Raw genomic sequence first — 17,484 nt, 5'->3', positions numbered from 1 at the left:
GGAGGCGTGCACCACCGGCACAGGCGCAGGTTCCGGCAGGTGCCCCCACGCCTCCGCTTCGGTTTACGTCTGCTTCGTGGACCGCTGGGCGGCCTCGCGTGCGCCGACGCTGACCAGTCCCGTCTAGTAGGCGACGATGACGGCCTGGACGCGGTCACGGAGTCCGAGCTTGGCGAGTATGCGGGCGACGTGCGTCTTGACGGTCGCCTCGGCCAGGTGGAGGCGGGTGGCGAGTTCGGCGTTGCTCAGTCCTCGGGCCAGCAGGCCGAGGACCTCCAGTTCGCGCGGGGTGAGCGATGCGAGGTCGCGGTGGAGGGCGGCGGTGTCGCTGCCACGCTGGGCGAACCACTGCACGAGGCGGCGGGTGATGGCGGGCGCGAGGAGAGCGTCGCCGGTACGGACCGTGCGGACGGCCGCGGTCAGGTGTTCGGGGGTGACGTCCTTGAGGAGGAAGCCGCTGGCCCCGGCGGACAGTGCCGCGTAGACGTACCGGTCGAGGTCGAAGGTGGTCAGGATGATGACGCGGGGTTCGTCGGGGGCGCCCGTGAGGATGCGGCGGGTGGCTTCCAGGCCGTCCGTCTCGGGCATCCGGACATCCATCAGGATCACGTCGGGACGGGTGCGGCGGGCGGCTTCGACCGCCTCGGTTCCGTTGGTCGCCTCAGCGACGACGTCGATGCCGTCGGCGCCGAGGATCAACCGGAATCCGGTGCGGACCAGGGTCTGGTCATCGGCGAGGAGCACGCGCAGCGGCTCGGTCACGGTGCCTCCAAGGGGATCAGGGCCTCGACGCGGTAACCGCCGGTGTGGCGCCGGCCGGCGTTCAGGGTTCCGTCGTAGACGGCGAGGCGCTCGCGAAGGCCGATCAGGCCCCGGCCGTTGCCTGCGGCCGCGCCCGCGCCTGGGTGTCCGCCGGTGTCGGTGACTTCTATCCGGAGCCGTTCCGGGCTGTATTCGATGGTCACGGCGGCGGTGGCGCCGGAGGCGTGCTTCACGGTGTTGGTCAGGGTCTCCTGGACCACGCGGTAGGCGGTGAGTTCGACGCCGGGCGGCAGGGGGCGGGGCGGGCCGGTCACGGTCAGTTCGACCGGCAGTCCGGTGTTCCGGACCCTGCCGACCAGCGTGTCGAGCTCATCCAGGCCGGGCTGCGGGGCCAGCTCGGCCGCCGTGTCGGCCAGGTCTCCGCCTCCGTACGTCTCCTCGCCCTCGTCGGCCATGGTGAGCAGTCCCATGACGTGGCGCAGCTCGGTCATGGCCGCCCGCCCGCTCGCCTCGACGGCGAGCAGCGCCTCGCCGGCCTGCTCGGGGGCCGTTTGCATGATCTTGCGGGCGGCGCCCGCCTGGATGACCATCACGCTGACGTTGTGCGTGACGACGTCGTGCAGTTCGCGTGCGATCCTCGCGCGCTCGTGCTCGACCGCCCGGCGCAGTGCCTCGGCCTGTTGTCGTTCCAGGTCGGAGAGTCGGGTGCGGCCTTCGTCGGTCCGGAGTTTCCAGGTGCGCAGCCCGAGGGCGGCTCCTGCCATCGGGACCAGGATCAGCAGGGCGATGTACTCGTTGGGGATGATCGGTGTCACCGAGTTCCCCGAGGTGCCGACCATGAGGACCGATACCGGCAGTGCCGCAAGGGTCGCGACCCGGTAGGGGCTGTGGACCGCAGCGCTGTAGACGGCGATTACGAACGCGTAGAAGGTCAGCCGCATGACGCTCTGCGGTGTCGCCAGTACGGCGACCGTCACGACGCACAGCACGGTGAGCGGGAAGCGGCGGCGCAGCGCCAGGGCCCCCGAGGCAACGATCGCGAGGGTCACCATGAGGGCCATGCCGCCCGGGCCGGCCGGGCGCGGCACGACGTACCGCACGCCGGGGGCGATCTCTCGCACCACGACGTTGTTCGTGTTGTCGATGCCGTAATAGACCGTGGTGATGCCGAGCGCCAGCGCCACCAGTACGTCGAACCACCAGGCGCGACGGCTGAGGCGCGGCGGCGGACCGGTCGGGAGCCTGGCGTCGCGGACCGTCTCGCGGACCGAGGACGACAGCCGCTGCTCCAGCATCGTACGTACGTACATCACCGGTTCATTGTCGCCGCCACCGGAGCCCCGGGAGTCCGCCTCGACGGCTGTTCATGGCGCCCGTGTACATCGGGCGGCTACATCGCAGGGATGACGTTCCGGCAGGTGGTCCCGATGTGGTGCGGCGAAGGGTCCGGGCGGGTGACGCGCGGCGGCGCGGCGCGCTCTTAGCGTTCCGGGAGCCAGATGCCCTGCGTGCCGCCCGTATCGAAGGAGCCCGTTCATGACCAGGCCAGTGATCGAACTGCGTGAGGTGAGCCGTCGTTACGACGACGCCCTGCCCGCCCTGCAGGAGGCGTCGTTGATCGTGCGGCCCGGCGAGGCCGTCGCGGTCCTCGGCCCCTCCGGCAGCGGCAAGTCCACGCTGCTCAATCTGATCGCCGGCCTGGACCGGCCCGATGCGGGGTCCATCACCGTGGACGGCGTGCGCGTGGACCGCCTCGGCGAGGCAGGGGCGGCCCGCTACCGGCGGTCGAAGATCGGCATGGTCTTCCAGTTCTTCAACCTCCTCGACGACCTGACCGTCACCGACAACGTCATCCTGCCCGCGCGGCTCGCGGGCATGGCACGTGGCGATGCGGCCCGCCGGGCGGCACAGCTCCTGGAAACCCTCGGCATCGACCGGCACGCCCACGCCCATCCGGGGCGGCTGTCCGGCGGTGAACGGCAGCGCGTCGCGGTGGCACGGGCACTGATGAACCGGCCGCCGCTGCTTCTGGCAGATGAGCCCACCGGGGCCCTGGACACGGCCGCCGGACAGGACGTCAGCCGACTGCTCGCCGAACTCAACGCCGAGGGCCAGACCATCGTGGTGGTCACCCACGACCTGGCTCTGGCCCGGTCCTGCACGAACCGTACGGTCAGGATCGCCGACGGCCGGATCACCGAGGACCTCGTGTCGCCCGCCGTCGCCTCCGAGGCCGTCCGATGAGCGCCCTCGCCACGGTGGTGCGGTCGGGGGTGGGCCGGCGTCGGGTGCAGACGCTGGTGATCGGGCTCGCCACGATGATGGCGGTGGCCGCCTCCGTCCTCGGCGGAACGCTGCTCGTGGTCTCCGGCGCTCCCTTCGCCGACGCCTTCGCCGAGCAGCGTGGCGCGCACCTGTCCGTCGAGTTCGACGCGGACCAGGTGAGTGCTGCGCGACTGTCGGAGTCCGCGGACGCCGAAGGGGTGAGCAGTGCGGCAGGGCCGTTCCGTACGGCGACGGTCGCCCCGACGTCGGACGGGGCGGGCTCCGGGTGGCCGATGACCGTGGTCGGCCGAGGTGATCCCGGCGGGGACGTGGACGAGGTGGCGCTGCTCGACGGGCGGTGGCCCACGCGTTCCGGTGAGCTCGTGTTGTCCGCCGGCTCCTCGCTCCTCCCGATCCTGGGCATGAAGGTCACCTTCCCCGAGCTGTCCGTCAGCCCGACGCTGACGGTCGTCGGAGTGGCCCGGTCGGTGACGCAGACCGCAGACGCGTGGGTGATGCCGTCCCAGATGCCGGCGCTCACCGCACCCGGCAGCGGCGGCTACCAGATGCTGTACCGCTTCACCGACGCGGGCACCGCCGCCCAGGTCGATGCGGCTGGTAAGGCCGTGACCGAGGGGCTGCCGCCGAGGGCCGCCGTGGGCAAGCAGTCCTGGCTCACCGTCAAGAAGAACGCCGAGCGCGACACCGCCCTCTACGTCCCGTTCCTCATCGCGTTCGGCACCCTCGGCCTGGTGATGTCGGTGCTCATCGTGGGCAACATCGTCGCGGCGGCGGTCGGCGCGGGGACCCGCCGCATCGGCATTCTCAAGGCCATCGGCTTCACCCCGACCCAGGTCGTACGGGCCTACGTCGGGCAGGCACTGATCCCGGCCGCTGTCGGCACGGCGGTCGGTGTCCTCGCCGGCCACCTGCTGGCCGTACCGGTACTGGCCGAGACCGAGGAGGTCTACGGCTCCTCCTCTCTGGCGATCGCCCCCTGGGTCGACGCGTCAGTGATCGCCGGGGTGCTGGGTCTGGTCGCGGCGACCGCGTGGGCGAGTGCCTGGCGGGCCGGCCGGCTCCGTACGGTCGACGCGCTCGCCGTAGGGCGCAGCACGTCGACGCGGCGCGGCCGGTGGGCGGCCCGCCTGGCCGACCGGCTGCCGCTGCCGCAGCCGGTCGCGCTCGGCCTGGCCCGGCCCTTCGCACGGCCCGCCCGAGCGCTGGCCATGGGCACGGCGGTGCTGTTCGGCACCATCGCCGTCACGTTCACCGTCGGGATGGTGGCCTCGCTCGGCGAGGTGATGAAGGCCAAGGCCCACGACGTCGCCGATGTCACCGTGCCCGCGCCCATGCCGTTCGGCCCCCAGGGCCCTGGCTCCAAGAAGCAGCCCCGGGCCGACCCCGCCGCGGTGGCCGCGGCCATCGATGCCGACGCCGGAACCGGGAAGCACTACAGCGCCGCGCGGGTACGGGCGACGGTGTCCGGCGTGACCGGCATCGTCGATGTGATCGCCTTCACCGGCGACGCCTCCTGGGGCGGCTACACCATGGTCTCGGGCCGCTGGATCGACAAGCCCGGCGAGGCCGTGGTCCCGACGCCCTTCCTGGCCGCCACCGGCACCCGCGTCGGCGACACTGTCACCGTGAACGGCCTGGACCGGCCCGTCACGGTTCGGATCATCGGCGAGGTCCTCGACCCCCGGAACGACGGCATGCAGGTCTTCACCGACGCGGCCACTCTCGCGGCCGCGCACCCCGACCTGGCGGACACGAGCCATCACATCGCGGTCGCGTCAGGCACCGACGTCGCCGGCTACGTCGACGCGCTGAACAAGGGCCTCGCGCCGCTGGGCGCCACCGCCCGGGCCGGCGGGCTCGCCGACGGCAGCGACATGGTCGTCACGCTCAACTCTCTGTCCGCGCTCCTCACGCTGATGCTCGTCGCCGTCGCCGCGCTCGGTGTGCTCAACGGCGTACTGCTCGATACCCGCGAGCGCGTCCGGGAGACAGGTGTCTACAAGGCGCTCGGCATGACCCCCCGTCAGACCATCGCGATGGTCCTCACCTCGGTCGTCCTGACCGGTGTGGTCGCGGGCGCGCTGGGTGTGCCGCTCGGCGTGACCCTGCACGGCTGGGTCTTCCCCGCGATGGGCGACAGTGCGGGACTTCGTCTCCCCGACTCCGTCATCGCCGTCTACCACACGGCCGAACTGCTTCCACTCGCTTTGGGCGGCCTCCTCATCGCCGCCTTGGGCGCGCTCCTGCCCGCGGGCTGGGCCGCGAGGGCCCGCACCGCCACCGCTCTGCGCACCGAATGAAGGACAGGTACCGCACTCTTGCTTCCGCCCCCCACCGCACGCGGCGGTGGGGGCGGTTGATCCCAAGAGGTACGCGTCGCCTCGCCGTTGCTGCGGGAGTGCAGGGTCTGACCAGCAAACCGACACAGAGGTCGAACAGGCCGAACCTCCGCTATCGCAGCGGGCGCCGAATACCCATGCACAGCCGACGCCGTCACAGCCGCCTCCCCCGGCGCCGTGGCTCAGATGCGCGAAGAGAAACACCGTTTTAGGCTTCTGATGTGGGCCGCCTCAGCGTCAGGGGTTTCAGCCACAGTCACCCTCGGGCCTTGCCCGTACGGCGGTGAACGCCGTGCCATCTCCACCGACTTGGGGAGCCGGTCGAACGAGATGCGACTGCCGGAGGGAATCGGGGATTCGTCGGACCAGGCGTCGCCCTAGGGTCGCACCGCCCAGTCGCAAATTCGGGCAGTGAACGATACCACGGAAGCTGAAAGACCACCCGTTGGAAGGTCACCATGCGCAATCGAAAGGCAATCGTATCCACGGCGGCAATTCTGGCGCTAGTGGCGAGTGTGCCGACAGCATCAGCTGTCACAACGACGCCTGCCGCCGAAGGCGCAGCCTCTGTTGCGGCTGCGCCCAGCCTCGTCCTCCCCGCGGCCTCGGTCAGCGGTGTCACGATCACGCCGCGGCAGGCCGGCGACAGGTGGACCATCACCATCGAGTACACCTTGCGTTTCAGCTCATTCGAGACGCGAAACCAGTTCCCATTCGAGACGTGGGTCGACCTGTGGGAGCAGGACAGCGATGATGACGACCTCATCCTTCGCGGCAGACACGTCAATATCAGCCCCTCAGCACAAACCCGCACCGCGACGTTCACGACAAGCAGTGAAAGGCTCCACACCGAACTGGGCGCCGAGGAAATCTACGCGAGAGCCTTCGTCAAGAACAAGGAGACCGGCCAGCAATTCCAGACGAACAGCCTTCGCGTTCAGATCGGGGTCTGAACAGGGGCATGATGGTGCAGGGCCGGAGCGCAGCCAAGAGCCACGGCGCTGCACCACTTGCTGTCCTCTGACCGACTGATGGCGGGGGCCAACCGTCCTGCGCCCGGTGAGCCGACCGGTGCACTGATGTCCGGGCGGGACACATGGGACATGGCCCGGCACCCGGCTCAGGTTCCGGGGAGGATACGGCGCGTCTCGTAGGCCCACATCGCGATCTCGACCCGGTTGCGGGCGCCGAGCTTGGCCATCAGGCTGGCCAGATGCGTCTTCACCGTGCTGAGGCTGATGTGCAGTGCATCGGCGATCTCGGTGTTGGTCAGCCCACGAGCGACGGCGAGGAGCACCTGCTCCTCGCGGGCGGTGACGGGAGAGACCGGCTGGGCCACGGGCCGGCCGGCGGGCAGGTCCGCGAATGTCTGGAGCAGACGGACGGTGACGCTGGGCGCGATGAGCGCCTCACCGTGGGACGCCGACCGTACGGCCTGCGCCAGAAGGTCCGGTCCCGTGTCCTTGAGGAGGAATCCGCGGGCGCCGGCACGCAGTGAGCCGTAGACGTACTCGTCGAGGTCGAACGTGGTGATGACGACCACGACCAGCGGGTCGACGACGCCCGGGCCGGCGACAAGCCGGGTGGCCTCGAGCCCGTCGAGTACGGGCATGCGGATGTCGAACAGGCAGACGTCGGGGCGCAGTTCCCGGGCCAGACGCACCGCTTCCCGCCCGTCGGCGGCCTCGCCGACCACCTCGATGCCGGGCTGGGCGTTCAGCATGATCCGCAATCCGGTGCGGATGATCGTCTGGTCGTCAGCGACGAGGACGCGAATGGACACCGCTCTCGCTCCTCGCTCTCGGCAGTTCGGCTTCGACACACCAGCCCCGGTCGGTACCCGGGCCGGCTCGTAGTGTGCCGCCGAGCAGGGTCGCGCGCTCGCGCAGTCCGGTAAGTCCGTATCCGTCACGACCGCGACCGGTGCGCCGGCCGTTGTCGCGCACGCTCACCCGTACCGTGTGCGTTTCCGCTGCGACCCGAACGACGAGCTCGGTCGCGTCGACCGCATGACGCAGCGCGTTGGTCACCGACTCCTGCACGATCCGGTAGACGGCCGCGTCCACGGCCGGTGGCAGCGCGTCCAGTTCGCCGTCGAGCCCCAGGTCGACCCTGAGGCGACCCCCCGGAGTGCGCACCAGGCGCTCCAGATCCGCGACTCCGGCAGGGGGCGCCAGCTCGGCGCCGACCCCGCGGTCGCGGAGCCCGGCGACCATGGCGCGCATTTCCTCCAGCGTGCGCGCCCCTTCCTCCTCGACCCCCTCCAGCGCCTCGACGGCGGCGGACGAGTCGGTGCCCGCGAGCACCCGGCCCGCCTGGGCGATGATCACCATGGCCGACACGTGGTGGGCCACCGTGTCGTGCAGTTCCCGGGCGAGCTGCTCGCGCTCGCGGGAGCGCACCTGCTCCAACTGCCGCTCGCGAGCGGTCACCCGGAACCGCACGGCAGCCCCGACCACGCCGGGCAGCAGCAGGAAGACGAAGCCCACGACCTTTTCGACGACCGGGGTGTCGTCCGTGACGACACACAGCGCGCCGGTAGCGAGGATCACCGCGCCGCCCAGCACGATCTCGCGTCCCGATCCCCACCGGGGCAGCGCGTACACCAGCACGAGCACGACCGCGCCGGTGTTCAGGCCGACGGGTTCGGGCGGTGCGGCGACGAGCGAGGCCACCGGAAGCACGATCACCGAGCCGAAGGCCAGTGTCACCATCGCCAGCGGGCGGGTCCGGCGCCACAAGAGCAGCAGGCACAGCCATACGGCGAGCACCACCGCCACCGGCCGCCACACGACGTTCTCGCGCAGGGTGGCCTCCAGGGCCACACCGGCAAGGCCCGCTGCGAGCAGCGCCCAGTCCCGCCGCACGCGGGCGGGCGCGTCGGGCGGCCGGGGTTCGGTCCACAGGGTTCGCAGGTCGTCTCGGAGCACGGTTCTCAGCCTAGGGATTGCGGCGCGCAGCGCATCGGCCGAAAGGACGGGGCGTCACTCCGCCCCGAGGCCGATGGATCCGCGGCCTGCGGGCCGATGCCTCGGAGAGCCGTAGCGACGAGTCTCGGCATCGGCGGCCGTACAAGGACGGCCGACGAGGTGGTTGGAGGACCCGATGCTCTCGAAAGCCCTGTTGCGCCTGGGCGCAAGCGCCGCCCGCCATCCCTGGCGGGTGATCGCGGCATGGCTGGTCGCCGCCACGCTCGCCGTCCTCGCCGCCGTCGCCTTCGGCGGACGGAATGTGGATTCGATGACCGCTCCGGGACTGGACTCCCAGCGGGCCGCGGAACTGATCGAGCGGGCCGGCACCGGCCAGGAGGGGATGACCGCCCAAGTGGTCGTCACCCCCCTCGACGGCACTGCGACGTTTTTCGGCGACGACGGCGCGCGCGCCGCTCTCACGCGGCTGCAGACCGAGGTGAAGCGGCTGCCGCACGTCCTCGGCACGAGCGATCCGGCGGGGGCACTCGACGCGGGCGGGGACACGGCCGTGCGCGGCGGCCTCGTCTCGGCCGACGGGCGGATCGCCGTCGTCCGGGTGCAGTACCCCGACCAGAGCCGGCTGTCGGCCGAAGACCTCGACGCCCTCGTCGATCTCGGCGACCGGCTCCGCGCCGAGCTGCCGTTGCGCATCGAGATGGGCGGGAACCTCTTCTACGCCTTCTCCGATCCCAACGGCGGCACGAGCGAGCTGATCGGTCTCCTCGCCGCGGCCGCGATCCTGTTCCTGGCGTTCGGTTCGCTCGTCGCCGCCGCGCTGCCGATCGGTATGGCGGTCTTCGGGCTGACCGTCGGGGTCGCCACGATGACGGTACTGGCGGGGGTGACAGAGGTCCCCACCTTCGCGCCGGTCCTGGGCAGCATGGTCGGGCTCGGAGTGGGCATCGACTACGCGCTGTTCGTGCTCGCCAGGCACCGGGAGTACCTCGCGCGCGGGCTCGATCCACAGACGGCGGCCGGACGAGCGGTGGCAACGGCGGGGCGGCCGGTGGTCTTCGCCGGCGGCACCGTCGTCGTGTCGATCCTCGGCCTGGCGGTCGCGAACGTGCCGTTCATGACGGTGGGCGGGGTCGCCGTCTCGATCGTCGTCCTGACGATGGTGCTCGCGTCGGTGACGCTGCTTCCGGCCTTCCTCGGCGCGGCGGGCCCGCGGCTGGCCCGGGCCGGCCGGATCGGCCGGGCTCTGCAGACCAGGAAGCCGGGCCGACTCGCACGGCGGCGGGACCCGGCGGCAGGCGCCGCCCACGCCGCCGGGTGGCGTCGCTGGATCGGGCACGTCAGCCGGCACCCGGTGCCGTACGCGGTCGGCGCGGCGGGGCTGCTGCTGATCGCGACGCTGCCCGTGCTCGGCCTGCGCGTCGGCCTGCCCGACGACGGCTCACTGCCCCACAGCCGTACCGAGCGCCGGGCCTACGACCTCGTCGCCGAGGGGTTCGGCCCGGGCACCAACGGTCCCCTCGTCATCGTCGCGGACCCCACCGGTGATCCGGGAGTGCTGGACCGACTCGTCGCGACGGTCGCGGCGGATCCGGGCATCGCGTCCGTCGCGCCGACGCACATCGATCGGGCCACCGGCATCGCGACCGTCGTGGTGTTCCCGACCACCAGTCCTCAGGACAAGGCCACGGCCGACACCATCGCCCGGCTGCGCAGCGACGTGCTGCCCACGGCGATCGGGCACGGCCCGGCCAGGGCCCACGTCGGCGGCGCCGCCGCGAGCCTGTCCGATGTGGGCCGACGCACCAGCGACCGCCTGCCGCTGTTCGTCGCCGCCGTGCTGGCGCTCTCGTTCCTGCTGCTGATGCTGGTCTTCCGCTCGATACTCGTACCGCTCAAGGCGGTACTGCTGAATCTGCTGAGCATCGGCGCGGCCTACGGCGTCATGGTCGCGGTCTTCCAGTGGGGCTGGGGAGCCGCACTCATCGGGCTGGAAGCGACGGTTCCGATCGTGTCGTTCATCCCGATGTTCCTCTTCGCCATCCTGTTCGGCCTGTCGATGGACTACGAGGTGTTCCTCCTCTCCCGCGTACGCGAGGAGTACCTGCGCACCGGCGACAACGGCACGGCGATCGTCGAGGGCGTATCGCGCACCGCCCGGATCATCACCTCGGCCGCCCTCATCATGGTGGCGGTCTTCCTGTCCTTCGCCGTCGCCGAGGACCCCTCCACGAAGATGTTCGGGCTCGGCCTGGCCACCGCCATCTTCATCGACGCCACGGTCGTACGCATGGTGCTGGTACCGGCGACCATGACCCTCCTCGGCCGGACCAACTGGTGGCTGCCGAAGTGGCTGGACCGGATGCTGCCCCGCGGCCCGGTGGGCACCGACGACACCGAGGGCACCGAGGGCACCGACGGGGACTCCATGGGTGAGGCCCCGCGTCCACGCCCGGTTGCCCGTTGACTCAACTCCTGCCCGCCCTTGGCGTCCGGCACCTGCGCGTGTCGCCTGGGGCGCTTTCCCGCGACTCAGCCGCCGTGGCCGAGGTGGGCGTCCGGGTGCGGGCAGTACGGACTCGTGCGACGTTTCGTTGCGGCGCTCCTCGGCCCAGACGCCACAGCGCATCCCCTTGGCCGCGGGTCCGTCGGCACACACTCGGCGGTCGGACGTCCGACCTGGCACCGCCGGGCCGCCACCGCAACGCCGCCGCACCGTCTCTTACGGCGCAGTACACGAGGTAGACGGCGACCCGGACGTCCTCAATGCGGCCTGGCGTTCCCGTGTACGGGTGCTGGACGCCGCCCGTCGCGGTGTCCTCCCTCGGATCATGCGCCCAGGAAGCGTAGATCGTTCCCGCAGGAAAGCACATCGGGGGCGGGTGGCCACCCGGGCAGGGCGGTCACCCGCGCATGCTGCTACAGGCTGAGGTAGAAGCGCACGGTGGTGCCCTCATCGCTGGTGTGCACGCGCACCAGATCGGACACGTAATGGACCAGCATCAGCCCCCGCCCGCCGAGCTGCGCGTGCGTCCGCGGGCGGCGGCCGGCCAGAGGATCGGTCAGTCGGCCCGCGTCACGGACCTCGCACACCAGCTGTCGCTGCTCGGCCCAGATGGCCAGCGTCCCGCGGCCGCCGCCGTGCACCACGCTGTTGGTCGTCAGCTCCGCGACCGCCAGCTCCGCATCCATCAGCCGCTCTCCGCTCAGGCCCAGCCGCAAGGCCTCATCGACGGCGAACTTCCGGACCGCGGGAAGCTCCTTCTTCCCGAAGGAGAAGAGCGACGCATCTGGGGCGGGCGCCAGCGCCTGGTTGTACCGGCCGACGACCGCTTTCCAGTCGTAGGCGTCGCTGACCGCCTGGCGGCCGTCATGGCTGATGACCGTCGGGTGAGTGGCCTTCGCGTCGGCGATCACCGTCTCGTCCAGGCGCGTCTCGTCGTACGGGCACAGGATCGTCGCCGCCCTGCCCTCGAACGCGGCGTTGATCAGCGCCTCGTGCTGCGCGCACGCCGGGTACTCCACTGCGCTGCGTCCGGCCCAGATCGGCTCGCCGATGATCCGTACTCGATCCTTCGGGTGGGCGTCGGCGAATCCGCGCAGCACCTTGGGGATGATCCGTCCCGGGTTGCGGCCGGCTTCGGTCATGTCCAGGAACAGGATGCCCTCGGCGTCCGCGCCCAGCCCGGACTTGATCAGTTCCAGGTTGGGGCCGGGTACCGCGACGGCCATCGGCTCGCCATGGGCCAAGCCCTCGCGCAGGAACGAAACCGTCTGCTGAACGTAGTCCTGTTCGGTGCGGTAGAACAGGGCCGGGTGCACGAACCCCTCGGGGGTGGCCACCGTACTCATCGCGACGCCACCTCGATCCGGTCCAGGCCCGGCCAGAACATCTCCAGGACCCGCGGCAGCTGCGGCGGGGGATGCTCGACCACGACCCGCCCGTCGGGCAGGTTCATGGCGGTGACCGCCAACGCGCTCACGCCGGCCACGTCGACGAACGCCACATCCGACAACTCCACGTACGACACGTCCGCGTGCAGCCGGGTCAGCTCGGACAGAGCCTGTTCCCACGACGGACGAGTGAGGGCACTGATCTCACCGCGGACACGTATCCCGCAACGACCGGACAACGAGCTCACCTCCAACGCAGCTCTCCCGGGCAGCGCATGTGGGGCATCCACGCGCGGACTCCTTCACATCAAGCCACCTGCCGGCGTCCCCGTCACATCCCGGCCAGGAGGAGGGCTCTTCCCGACGGGGCAGTCTATCGGCTCGATCGGGCGGCACGGGACGGCCGATGTGTCGCACGGCACGTCGCGGGCCTGGGGGGCCGATGGGCCGCTCTACGTCACCACCCCCTGCTCTCCGTCACCACGCCCCGCCCTACGTCATCCCCCGCCGTCGTCGCACTCGTCACCGCGCTCGTCACCGCGCGTCCAGGGGAATGCGGGCCGTGATGCGCTTGCCGACCGGTTCCTGCTCGATGAAGAGTTCCTCGGTGACCGCCTTGATGATCTCCATGCCGTGCTGACCTACACGGCCCGGGTCCGCGGCCCGGGCCGCCGGAACGGCGGGGGCGCTGTCCCACACCACGACGTCCACACGGCTGGCGCTGATGCGCAGCTCCATCAGTACGGGGCCGGGGGCGTACTTGTGGGCGTTGGTGACCAGCTCACTGACGACCAGTTCGGTGAGGTCCTTCGCGCGTTCGGAGACCGGTAGCTGATGCTCGGTGCGGGCCGCCTCAAGGAAGGCTGTGGCATGGTGGCGGGCATGGGCGATGCAGGCGCCGTCGCCGTCCAGCGTGTAGCCGACGCGCATCAGGTGCCCGTCCGGACGGGGTTGGGCCCTGTCGTCACCGTCGGCATGAGATCGCACTGGACTCGCCCTCGTTTCCGTTCATAGGGGCCGATTACCCCCTTTGGGATCACTGAAGCGACGAGGGCTGAACCTGCCGCCGGCCGGGTGTGTCCTGCCCGGGCGGTGGGGCAGAATTGCCCTTGCACGCCTGACCCCCGGGGCGAGCCTGAGCGCAGTCGAGGAGACAATGACCGTCAACGATAGAGCGGACCTGCCGGACCGGCTGTCCGTTGTGCACCGTACGGTCGATGGTGTCCGTGTCGCCAGCCTGCGAGGCGAGATCGACCACACCACCAAGGACCTCCTGTATGACGCCCTGCTGCCTCAGGACGAGGCAGCGCCACCACGCGTCGTTGCGGACCTGGGCGGCGTGACCTTCCTGGACTCCAGCGGCATCAACGTCTTCATCACCGCCCACCAGCACGTGACAGCCGCACAGGGCTGGCTGCGCATCGCCGCAGCCCAGGAGTCCGTCCAGCGTGTCCTGGCACTGGTCGGAGTCGACACCGTCATCCCTTGCCACCCCGATACCGAACAGGCCCTGAGCGCCTGACGCGCACCTCCTCTACGCACCAAGCGGAGCGGCCACCTCACTTGGCTTGGACTCCAGATATGCCGACCGCGACGAGGCCCTGTCGAGCGGCAACCGCGCGTATCCTCGCCGACCTGCTCGGCTGAGCTAGAGGGGACCGGGCTCGTCGTGGACGGTCAGTGCTCCGGCGAGGTCGAGGTCGGCGACGGTGCCGTGTGCGCCGGCGCGGACGAGCAGCACTGCACCGAGCGCGGTGCTCCAGAACGTCCTGGCTTCCACGTTGAGCGGTCGACGGGCCTTCCAGCCGCGACTGTCGATGAGCCGGCTGACGAAGCGCTCGGATTGCCGGAACAGCAACTGGAGGTGCTGGTCGACCACGGGGGCGAGTTCGGGCTTGGAGATCCCGGCGGCGAGTGCTCGCGCGACTGACGGGAGCGAGGGCATGGCCAGAACGGCGCGGGCGATGTTGCGCCGAAAGGTCTCCGCATCGGGGGCTTGGCGACCGATGCGCTCAATTCGCCGGGCATCGTGCAGCAAGCCGAGAAAGGCGGCGTGCACGAGGAGCGCGTCCTTGGAGCCGAAGTGGTAGGTGACCTGGTTGGGGAAGACGCCTGCCGCGTTCGCGATCTCCGCGACGCTCACCTCGGCGCCGGGCCGTTCCATGCAGAGTCGTGCGGTCGCCTCGATCAGCCGGTGCCTCGTCGCGCGACCGCGATCACGCGACCTGGTCGTGGTCACTCGGGCTTCGGTTCGCTTCTTCTCCACCCCGAGATTGTATGTGATACAACAACGACATGCGCTTGTATCGCATACAAGAAAGGTGGAAGGGCATGGACCGGACTGAAGTCGTCGTGACCGGACTCGGCGCGATCACACCGTTGGGGCCAGACGTGCCGTCCACGTGGGACGCACTGCTTGCCGGCGAATCCGGCATTCGTGGCGGCATCAATGGCGGCATCCTGCGCGGCCACGAAGATGCCGGTCTTCCCGAGACGGTCGCGGGGACGATGGCGATCGACCCCGCCGAGTTGTTGCCGCGGGTGCAGGCAAGGCGGCTCGACCGCTCACAGCAGGCGGCCTTGGTCGCAGCAGCTGAAGCCTGGGCCGATGCCGGTGCCCCGGAGGTGGACCCGGACCGGCTCGCAGCGGCGGTCGGCACGGGGATCGGCGGCGTACAGACGCTCTTGAAAGAGGACGACGTGCTGGAGGCGACCGGGTCTCGGCGCGTCTCGCCACGCACGGTCCCGATGCTCATGCCCAATGCGGCGGCGGCGCTGATCAGCATCGAGTACGGTGCGCAGGCCGGTGTCTACACGCCCGTCTCGGCCTGCTCTTCCGGGGCCGAGGCGATCGCCCTCGGAGCCAGGCTCATCCGCGCGGGCGAGGCGGACGTGGTCATCGCGGGCGGGACCGAGGCCGCGATCACACCGATCACCGTTGCCGGCTTCGCCCAGGCACAGGCACTGTCGCGGCACACCGGCGAACCCGCCTCCGCGTCCCGGCCGTTCGCCGCGGACCGCAGCGGATTCGTGCTCAGCGAAGGCGCGGCCGTCGTGGTGCTGGAAAGCGCCGAGCATGCGCGCGCCCGGGGCGCGCGCGTCCACGCGGTGCTCGCCGGCGCCGGCATCGCCGCCGACGCTCACCACATCACAGCGCCCGCCGCAGACGGCTCCGGTCAGATCTCCGCGATGCGGAAGGCCCTCGCGCAAGCCGGTTCGACTCCCGAGCGGATCAGCCACATCAACGCGCATGCCACCGGCACTCCGGTCGGCGACATCGCCGAGGCGCGTGCGATCAGGCAGGTCTTCGGCCGCGCCACCGTGACAGCCCCCAAGGCGGCACTCGGCCACCTCTTCGGCGCCGCCGGCGCGATCGAAGCACTCATCGCCATTCTCAGCGTGGAGCACGGCGTCATCCCACCGACCCGGAACCTCACCTCGGCGGGTGTCGATCCCGACATCGATCTCGACATCGTCGCAGAGCGCCGAGACGACCCCCAGGAGGCGGTGCTCAGCAATTCCTTCGGCTTCGGTGGGCAGAACGTCTCTCTCATCGTCACCTGCGCACGACCCCATGCGTCCCGTCCCGCCTCGACGACCCCATGACTGAGGCGCACACGAACGCACCGTGCCCTGGTGCTCCACGGCCGCAGCCGCCGACGGTACGCAGTGACGGGACGGCCTGCTGCGCAGTTCACCCTCATGCAGGCCGCTCGAGCCGAGGCGGTGCTCCCAGCCCGCCGGGCCAGGCGACCGATGCGGGTGGCCCGAGCGGCCGTGATGGCGGTCGGAGAGGTCGGATGCCTCGAACCGGCTGACGTGACCGCCCTCGGGGAGTCCGGGGTGGGTGATGGGAAGCCTGCCGGATCTGGCCGGTGCGGGCCGATGGACTCCGCCGCTCGGACCGCGGACCATACTGGTCGAGCACTGATCACCCACCTGGACGGTTCCATGGCCAAGAGCAGCTCTTCATCGACCACTGTCCCCGACACCGTGTGGCTCGGGCGTGGGCGTCACCTCGGGCCCGAGGCCGAGCGGGACGTGCGGCGCAACCTGCTCGCCCTCAAGGCCGCGGGGGTGATCGATGACTTCCTGGACCTCGACCCGGTCGAGGCGGCCCGCTCGACCGATCTGTTCCCTCGGGACGAGTCCGCCGATGCGGGCCCGTCTGCCCGGCGCATCTTCGAGGCCCGCTGGCGCGTGGCCGACGGTGTCACCGTGCGCGCTCAACTGACCACGTACGAGCCGGAGTCCCGCCGCGTCCAGGCCGAGGGCGTCACCTGGGTGCTCGCCGCCGAGGCGGAGCGGGCATGGGAAGCGAACTGGCCCTCACCCGCCACCGTGTTCTGGCCCGACAGTGACCAGGTCGCCTGGGATCACGAGTGGGTGCCGGGCGTGCGTCTGCGGAGGACGAACCACCTTCCGAAGGAAGACGGCGAGTTGCGGCGGCTGCTGCGGGAATGCACCCGGCAGAGCTGGTCCATCCATGTCGTGGTGCACGAGGCGATGACGCCGGACGCGCGGGGGCGGCGGCCGATCACGGCGTTCCTGCCACCGAGCCTGCGGCACCAGGTGGTCGAGCACCGGGCCACGCCGGAGCAGGCGCTGATCGTCGACTTCGCGATGAAGCGTGAGCTGGGCGTGGGGCTACCGCGCGGAGGGGCCGTCGTTCTGCCCTCGATGCCGCAGGTCCCGGGCTACGACGCGGAGCGCTTCACCGTACGCGATGTCTTCCTGGACGGTACGGAGCCGACCGAACTCCTCCAGACGATCGTGCAGTTCGCCTCGCTGCCGCGACCGCTGTCGCCCGACGCCGAACAGGTCCTGACGCGACTGCGCCAAGGCTGGCACCTGCTCACCCCGGACGAGGAGCTCGTCCACGCACGGGCCATGGTCACCAGGTACGCCAAGGCGCTTGAGGCCATGACGGAATCCTGTGACCTGTACCGTGAAGCGGCCGAGTCGGCGCTCGCCGCGCTCGCCGAGACGACCAGCGGCAGCGACGCGGGCCGGACACCGACGCCGGCTGCGGCCGAGCAGGGGACCTCACCCCTGAAAGGCCTCACGAAGACGCTCGCCTTCTTCCGCAGTCCGAACCGATAAAGGACCGGACATCTCGCGGATGCCACCACCGGAGTAGAGGGCTAGAGAGGCTTCGTGCCGGTACGCGGCCAGGCCGCGCCGGGAACGCGCGACGCCGACCCGATCGCGTTGCCGTCGGCCTCCACCCACCCCGTCCGCACTCCTCGGCTTCTTCCTGATCCCGCCGACGCCGT

The 17,484-nt window shown here is 70.8% G+C and carries 15 protein-coding genes; 7 read left to right on the top strand and 8 right to left on the bottom strand.

Annotated elements, in window-relative coordinates; all coding sequences use genetic code 11:
* Window positions 1-123: 123 nt before the first annotated feature.
* Together AMK29_RS19490 and AMK29_RS19485 are read right to left on the bottom strand one after the other, a co-directional pair.
* Window positions 124-762: a response regulator gene (locus tag AMK29_RS19490; RefSeq protein WP_073814525.1), complete on the bottom strand. Its 639-nt coding sequence runs from the start codon at window positions 760-762 to the stop codon at window positions 124-126.
* Window positions 759-2,072, bottom strand: a complete 1,314-nt coding sequence (locus tag AMK29_RS19485) for a sensor histidine kinase (RefSeq protein ID WP_079196973.1) — start codon at window positions 2,070-2,072, stop codon at window positions 759-761. Before AMK29_RS19485 ends, AMK29_RS19490 begins: the two co-directional genes overlap by 4 nt.
* Before the next feature lie 226 nt (window positions 2,073-2,298).
* On the opposite strand from AMK29_RS19485, the gene AMK29_RS19480 reads away from it, so the two are divergent.
* The 3 genes from AMK29_RS19480 to AMK29_RS19470 all read left to right on the top strand — a co-directional run bounded on the left by AMK29_RS19480 (window position 2,299) and on the right by AMK29_RS19470 (window position 6,340).
* The gene (locus AMK29_RS19480; protein WP_073814524.1) at window positions 2,299-3,006 is read left to right on the top strand and encodes an ABC transporter ATP-binding protein; all 708 of its coding nucleotides are present in this window, start codon (window positions 2,299-2,301) and stop codon (window positions 3,004-3,006) included.
* A complete protein-coding gene (locus AMK29_RS19475) occupies window positions 3,003-5,348 on the top strand; it encodes an ABC transporter permease (protein ID WP_079196972.1) in 2,346 nt (781 codons plus the stop codon). Before AMK29_RS19480 ends, AMK29_RS19475 begins: the two co-directional genes overlap by 4 nt.
* Before the next feature lie 497 nt (window positions 5,349-5,845).
* Window positions 5,846-6,340, top strand: a complete 495-nt coding sequence (locus tag AMK29_RS19470; RefSeq protein WP_073814522.1) for a hypothetical protein — start codon at window positions 5,846-5,848, stop codon at window positions 6,338-6,340.
* Window positions 6,341-6,507: 167 nt separating this feature from the next.
* Here the strand turns inward: AMK29_RS19470 and AMK29_RS19465 are convergent, their stop codons facing one another.
* Both AMK29_RS19465 and AMK29_RS19460 read right to left on the bottom strand, forming a co-directional pair.
* On the bottom strand, window positions 6,508-7,170 hold the full coding sequence (locus tag AMK29_RS19465) for a response regulator transcription factor (protein ID WP_073814521.1): 663 nt from the start codon (window positions 7,168-7,170) through the stop codon (window positions 6,508-6,510).
* Entirely contained in the window at window positions 7,145-8,317 is a 1,173-nt protein-coding gene (locus AMK29_RS19460; protein WP_073814520.1) for a sensor histidine kinase, read from the bottom strand. Before AMK29_RS19460 ends, AMK29_RS19465 begins: the two co-directional genes overlap by 26 nt.
* Before the next feature lie 175 nt (window positions 8,318-8,492).
* Here AMK29_RS19460 and AMK29_RS19455 point away from each other — a divergent pair, with 175 nt between their 5' ends.
* Window positions 8,493-10,781 (top strand): MMPL family transporter, encoded by a 2,289-nt coding sequence (locus tag AMK29_RS19455; protein ID WP_073814819.1) that lies wholly within the window; start codon window positions 8,493-8,495, stop codon window positions 10,779-10,781.
* A gap of 452 nt (window positions 10,782-11,233) precedes the next feature.
* Here the strand turns inward: AMK29_RS19455 and AMK29_RS19450 are convergent, their stop codons facing one another.
* The 3 genes from AMK29_RS19450 to AMK29_RS19440 all read right to left on the bottom strand — a co-directional run bounded on the left by AMK29_RS19450 (window position 11,234) and on the right by AMK29_RS19440 (window position 13,138).
* Window positions 11,234-12,166 (bottom strand): anti-sigma factor RsbA family regulatory protein, encoded by a 933-nt coding sequence (locus tag AMK29_RS19450; protein WP_073814518.1) that lies wholly within the window; start codon window positions 12,164-12,166, stop codon window positions 11,234-11,236.
* Window positions 12,163-12,456: an STAS domain-containing protein gene (locus AMK29_RS19445; RefSeq protein WP_241845509.1), complete on the bottom strand. Its 294-nt coding sequence runs from the start codon at window positions 12,454-12,456 to the stop codon at window positions 12,163-12,165. The genes AMK29_RS19450 and AMK29_RS19445 overlap by 4 nt, the downstream gene beginning before the upstream one ends.
* A 286-nt stretch (window positions 12,457-12,742) precedes the next feature.
* On the bottom strand, window positions 12,743-13,138 hold the full coding sequence (locus AMK29_RS19440) for an ATP-binding protein (protein WP_079196971.1): 396 nt from the start codon (window positions 13,136-13,138) through the stop codon (window positions 12,743-12,745).
* Window positions 13,139-13,364: 226 nt separating this feature from the next.
* Here AMK29_RS19440 and AMK29_RS19435 point away from each other — a divergent pair, with 226 nt between their 5' ends.
* Window positions 13,365-13,730: an STAS domain-containing protein gene (locus tag AMK29_RS19435; protein WP_073814514.1), complete on the top strand. Its 366-nt coding sequence runs from the start codon at window positions 13,365-13,367 to the stop codon at window positions 13,728-13,730.
* A 126-nt stretch (window positions 13,731-13,856) separates the two neighbouring features.
* On the opposite strand, the gene AMK29_RS19430 is transcribed toward AMK29_RS19435, so the two are convergent.
* A complete protein-coding gene (locus tag AMK29_RS19430; protein WP_073814513.1) occupies window positions 13,857-14,474 on the bottom strand; it encodes a TetR/AcrR family transcriptional regulator C-terminal domain-containing protein in 618 nt (205 codons plus the stop codon).
* 65 nt (window positions 14,475-14,539) lie between these two features.
* Here AMK29_RS19430 and AMK29_RS19425 point away from each other — a divergent pair, with 65 nt between their 5' ends.
* Together AMK29_RS19425 and AMK29_RS19420 are read left to right on the top strand one after the other, a co-directional pair.
* On the top strand, window positions 14,540-15,814 hold the full coding sequence (locus AMK29_RS19425) for a beta-ketoacyl-[acyl-carrier-protein] synthase family protein (protein WP_073814512.1): 1,275 nt from the start codon (window positions 14,540-14,542) through the stop codon (window positions 15,812-15,814).
* Window positions 15,815-16,159: 345 nt separating this feature from the next.
* Window positions 16,160-17,311: a hypothetical protein gene (locus AMK29_RS19420; RefSeq protein ID WP_073814511.1), complete on the top strand. Its 1,152-nt coding sequence runs from the start codon at window positions 16,160-16,162 to the stop codon at window positions 17,309-17,311.
* Window positions 17,312-17,484: the final 173 nt, after the last annotated feature.

Source organism: Streptomyces sp. CB02261, from assembly GCF_001905665.1.
Taxonomy (GTDB): Bacteria; Actinomycetota; Actinomycetes; order Streptomycetales; family Streptomycetaceae; genus Streptomyces.
Note: the sequence above shows the minus strand (reverse complement) of the source record. Positions and strands in the feature narration are given on the sequence as shown.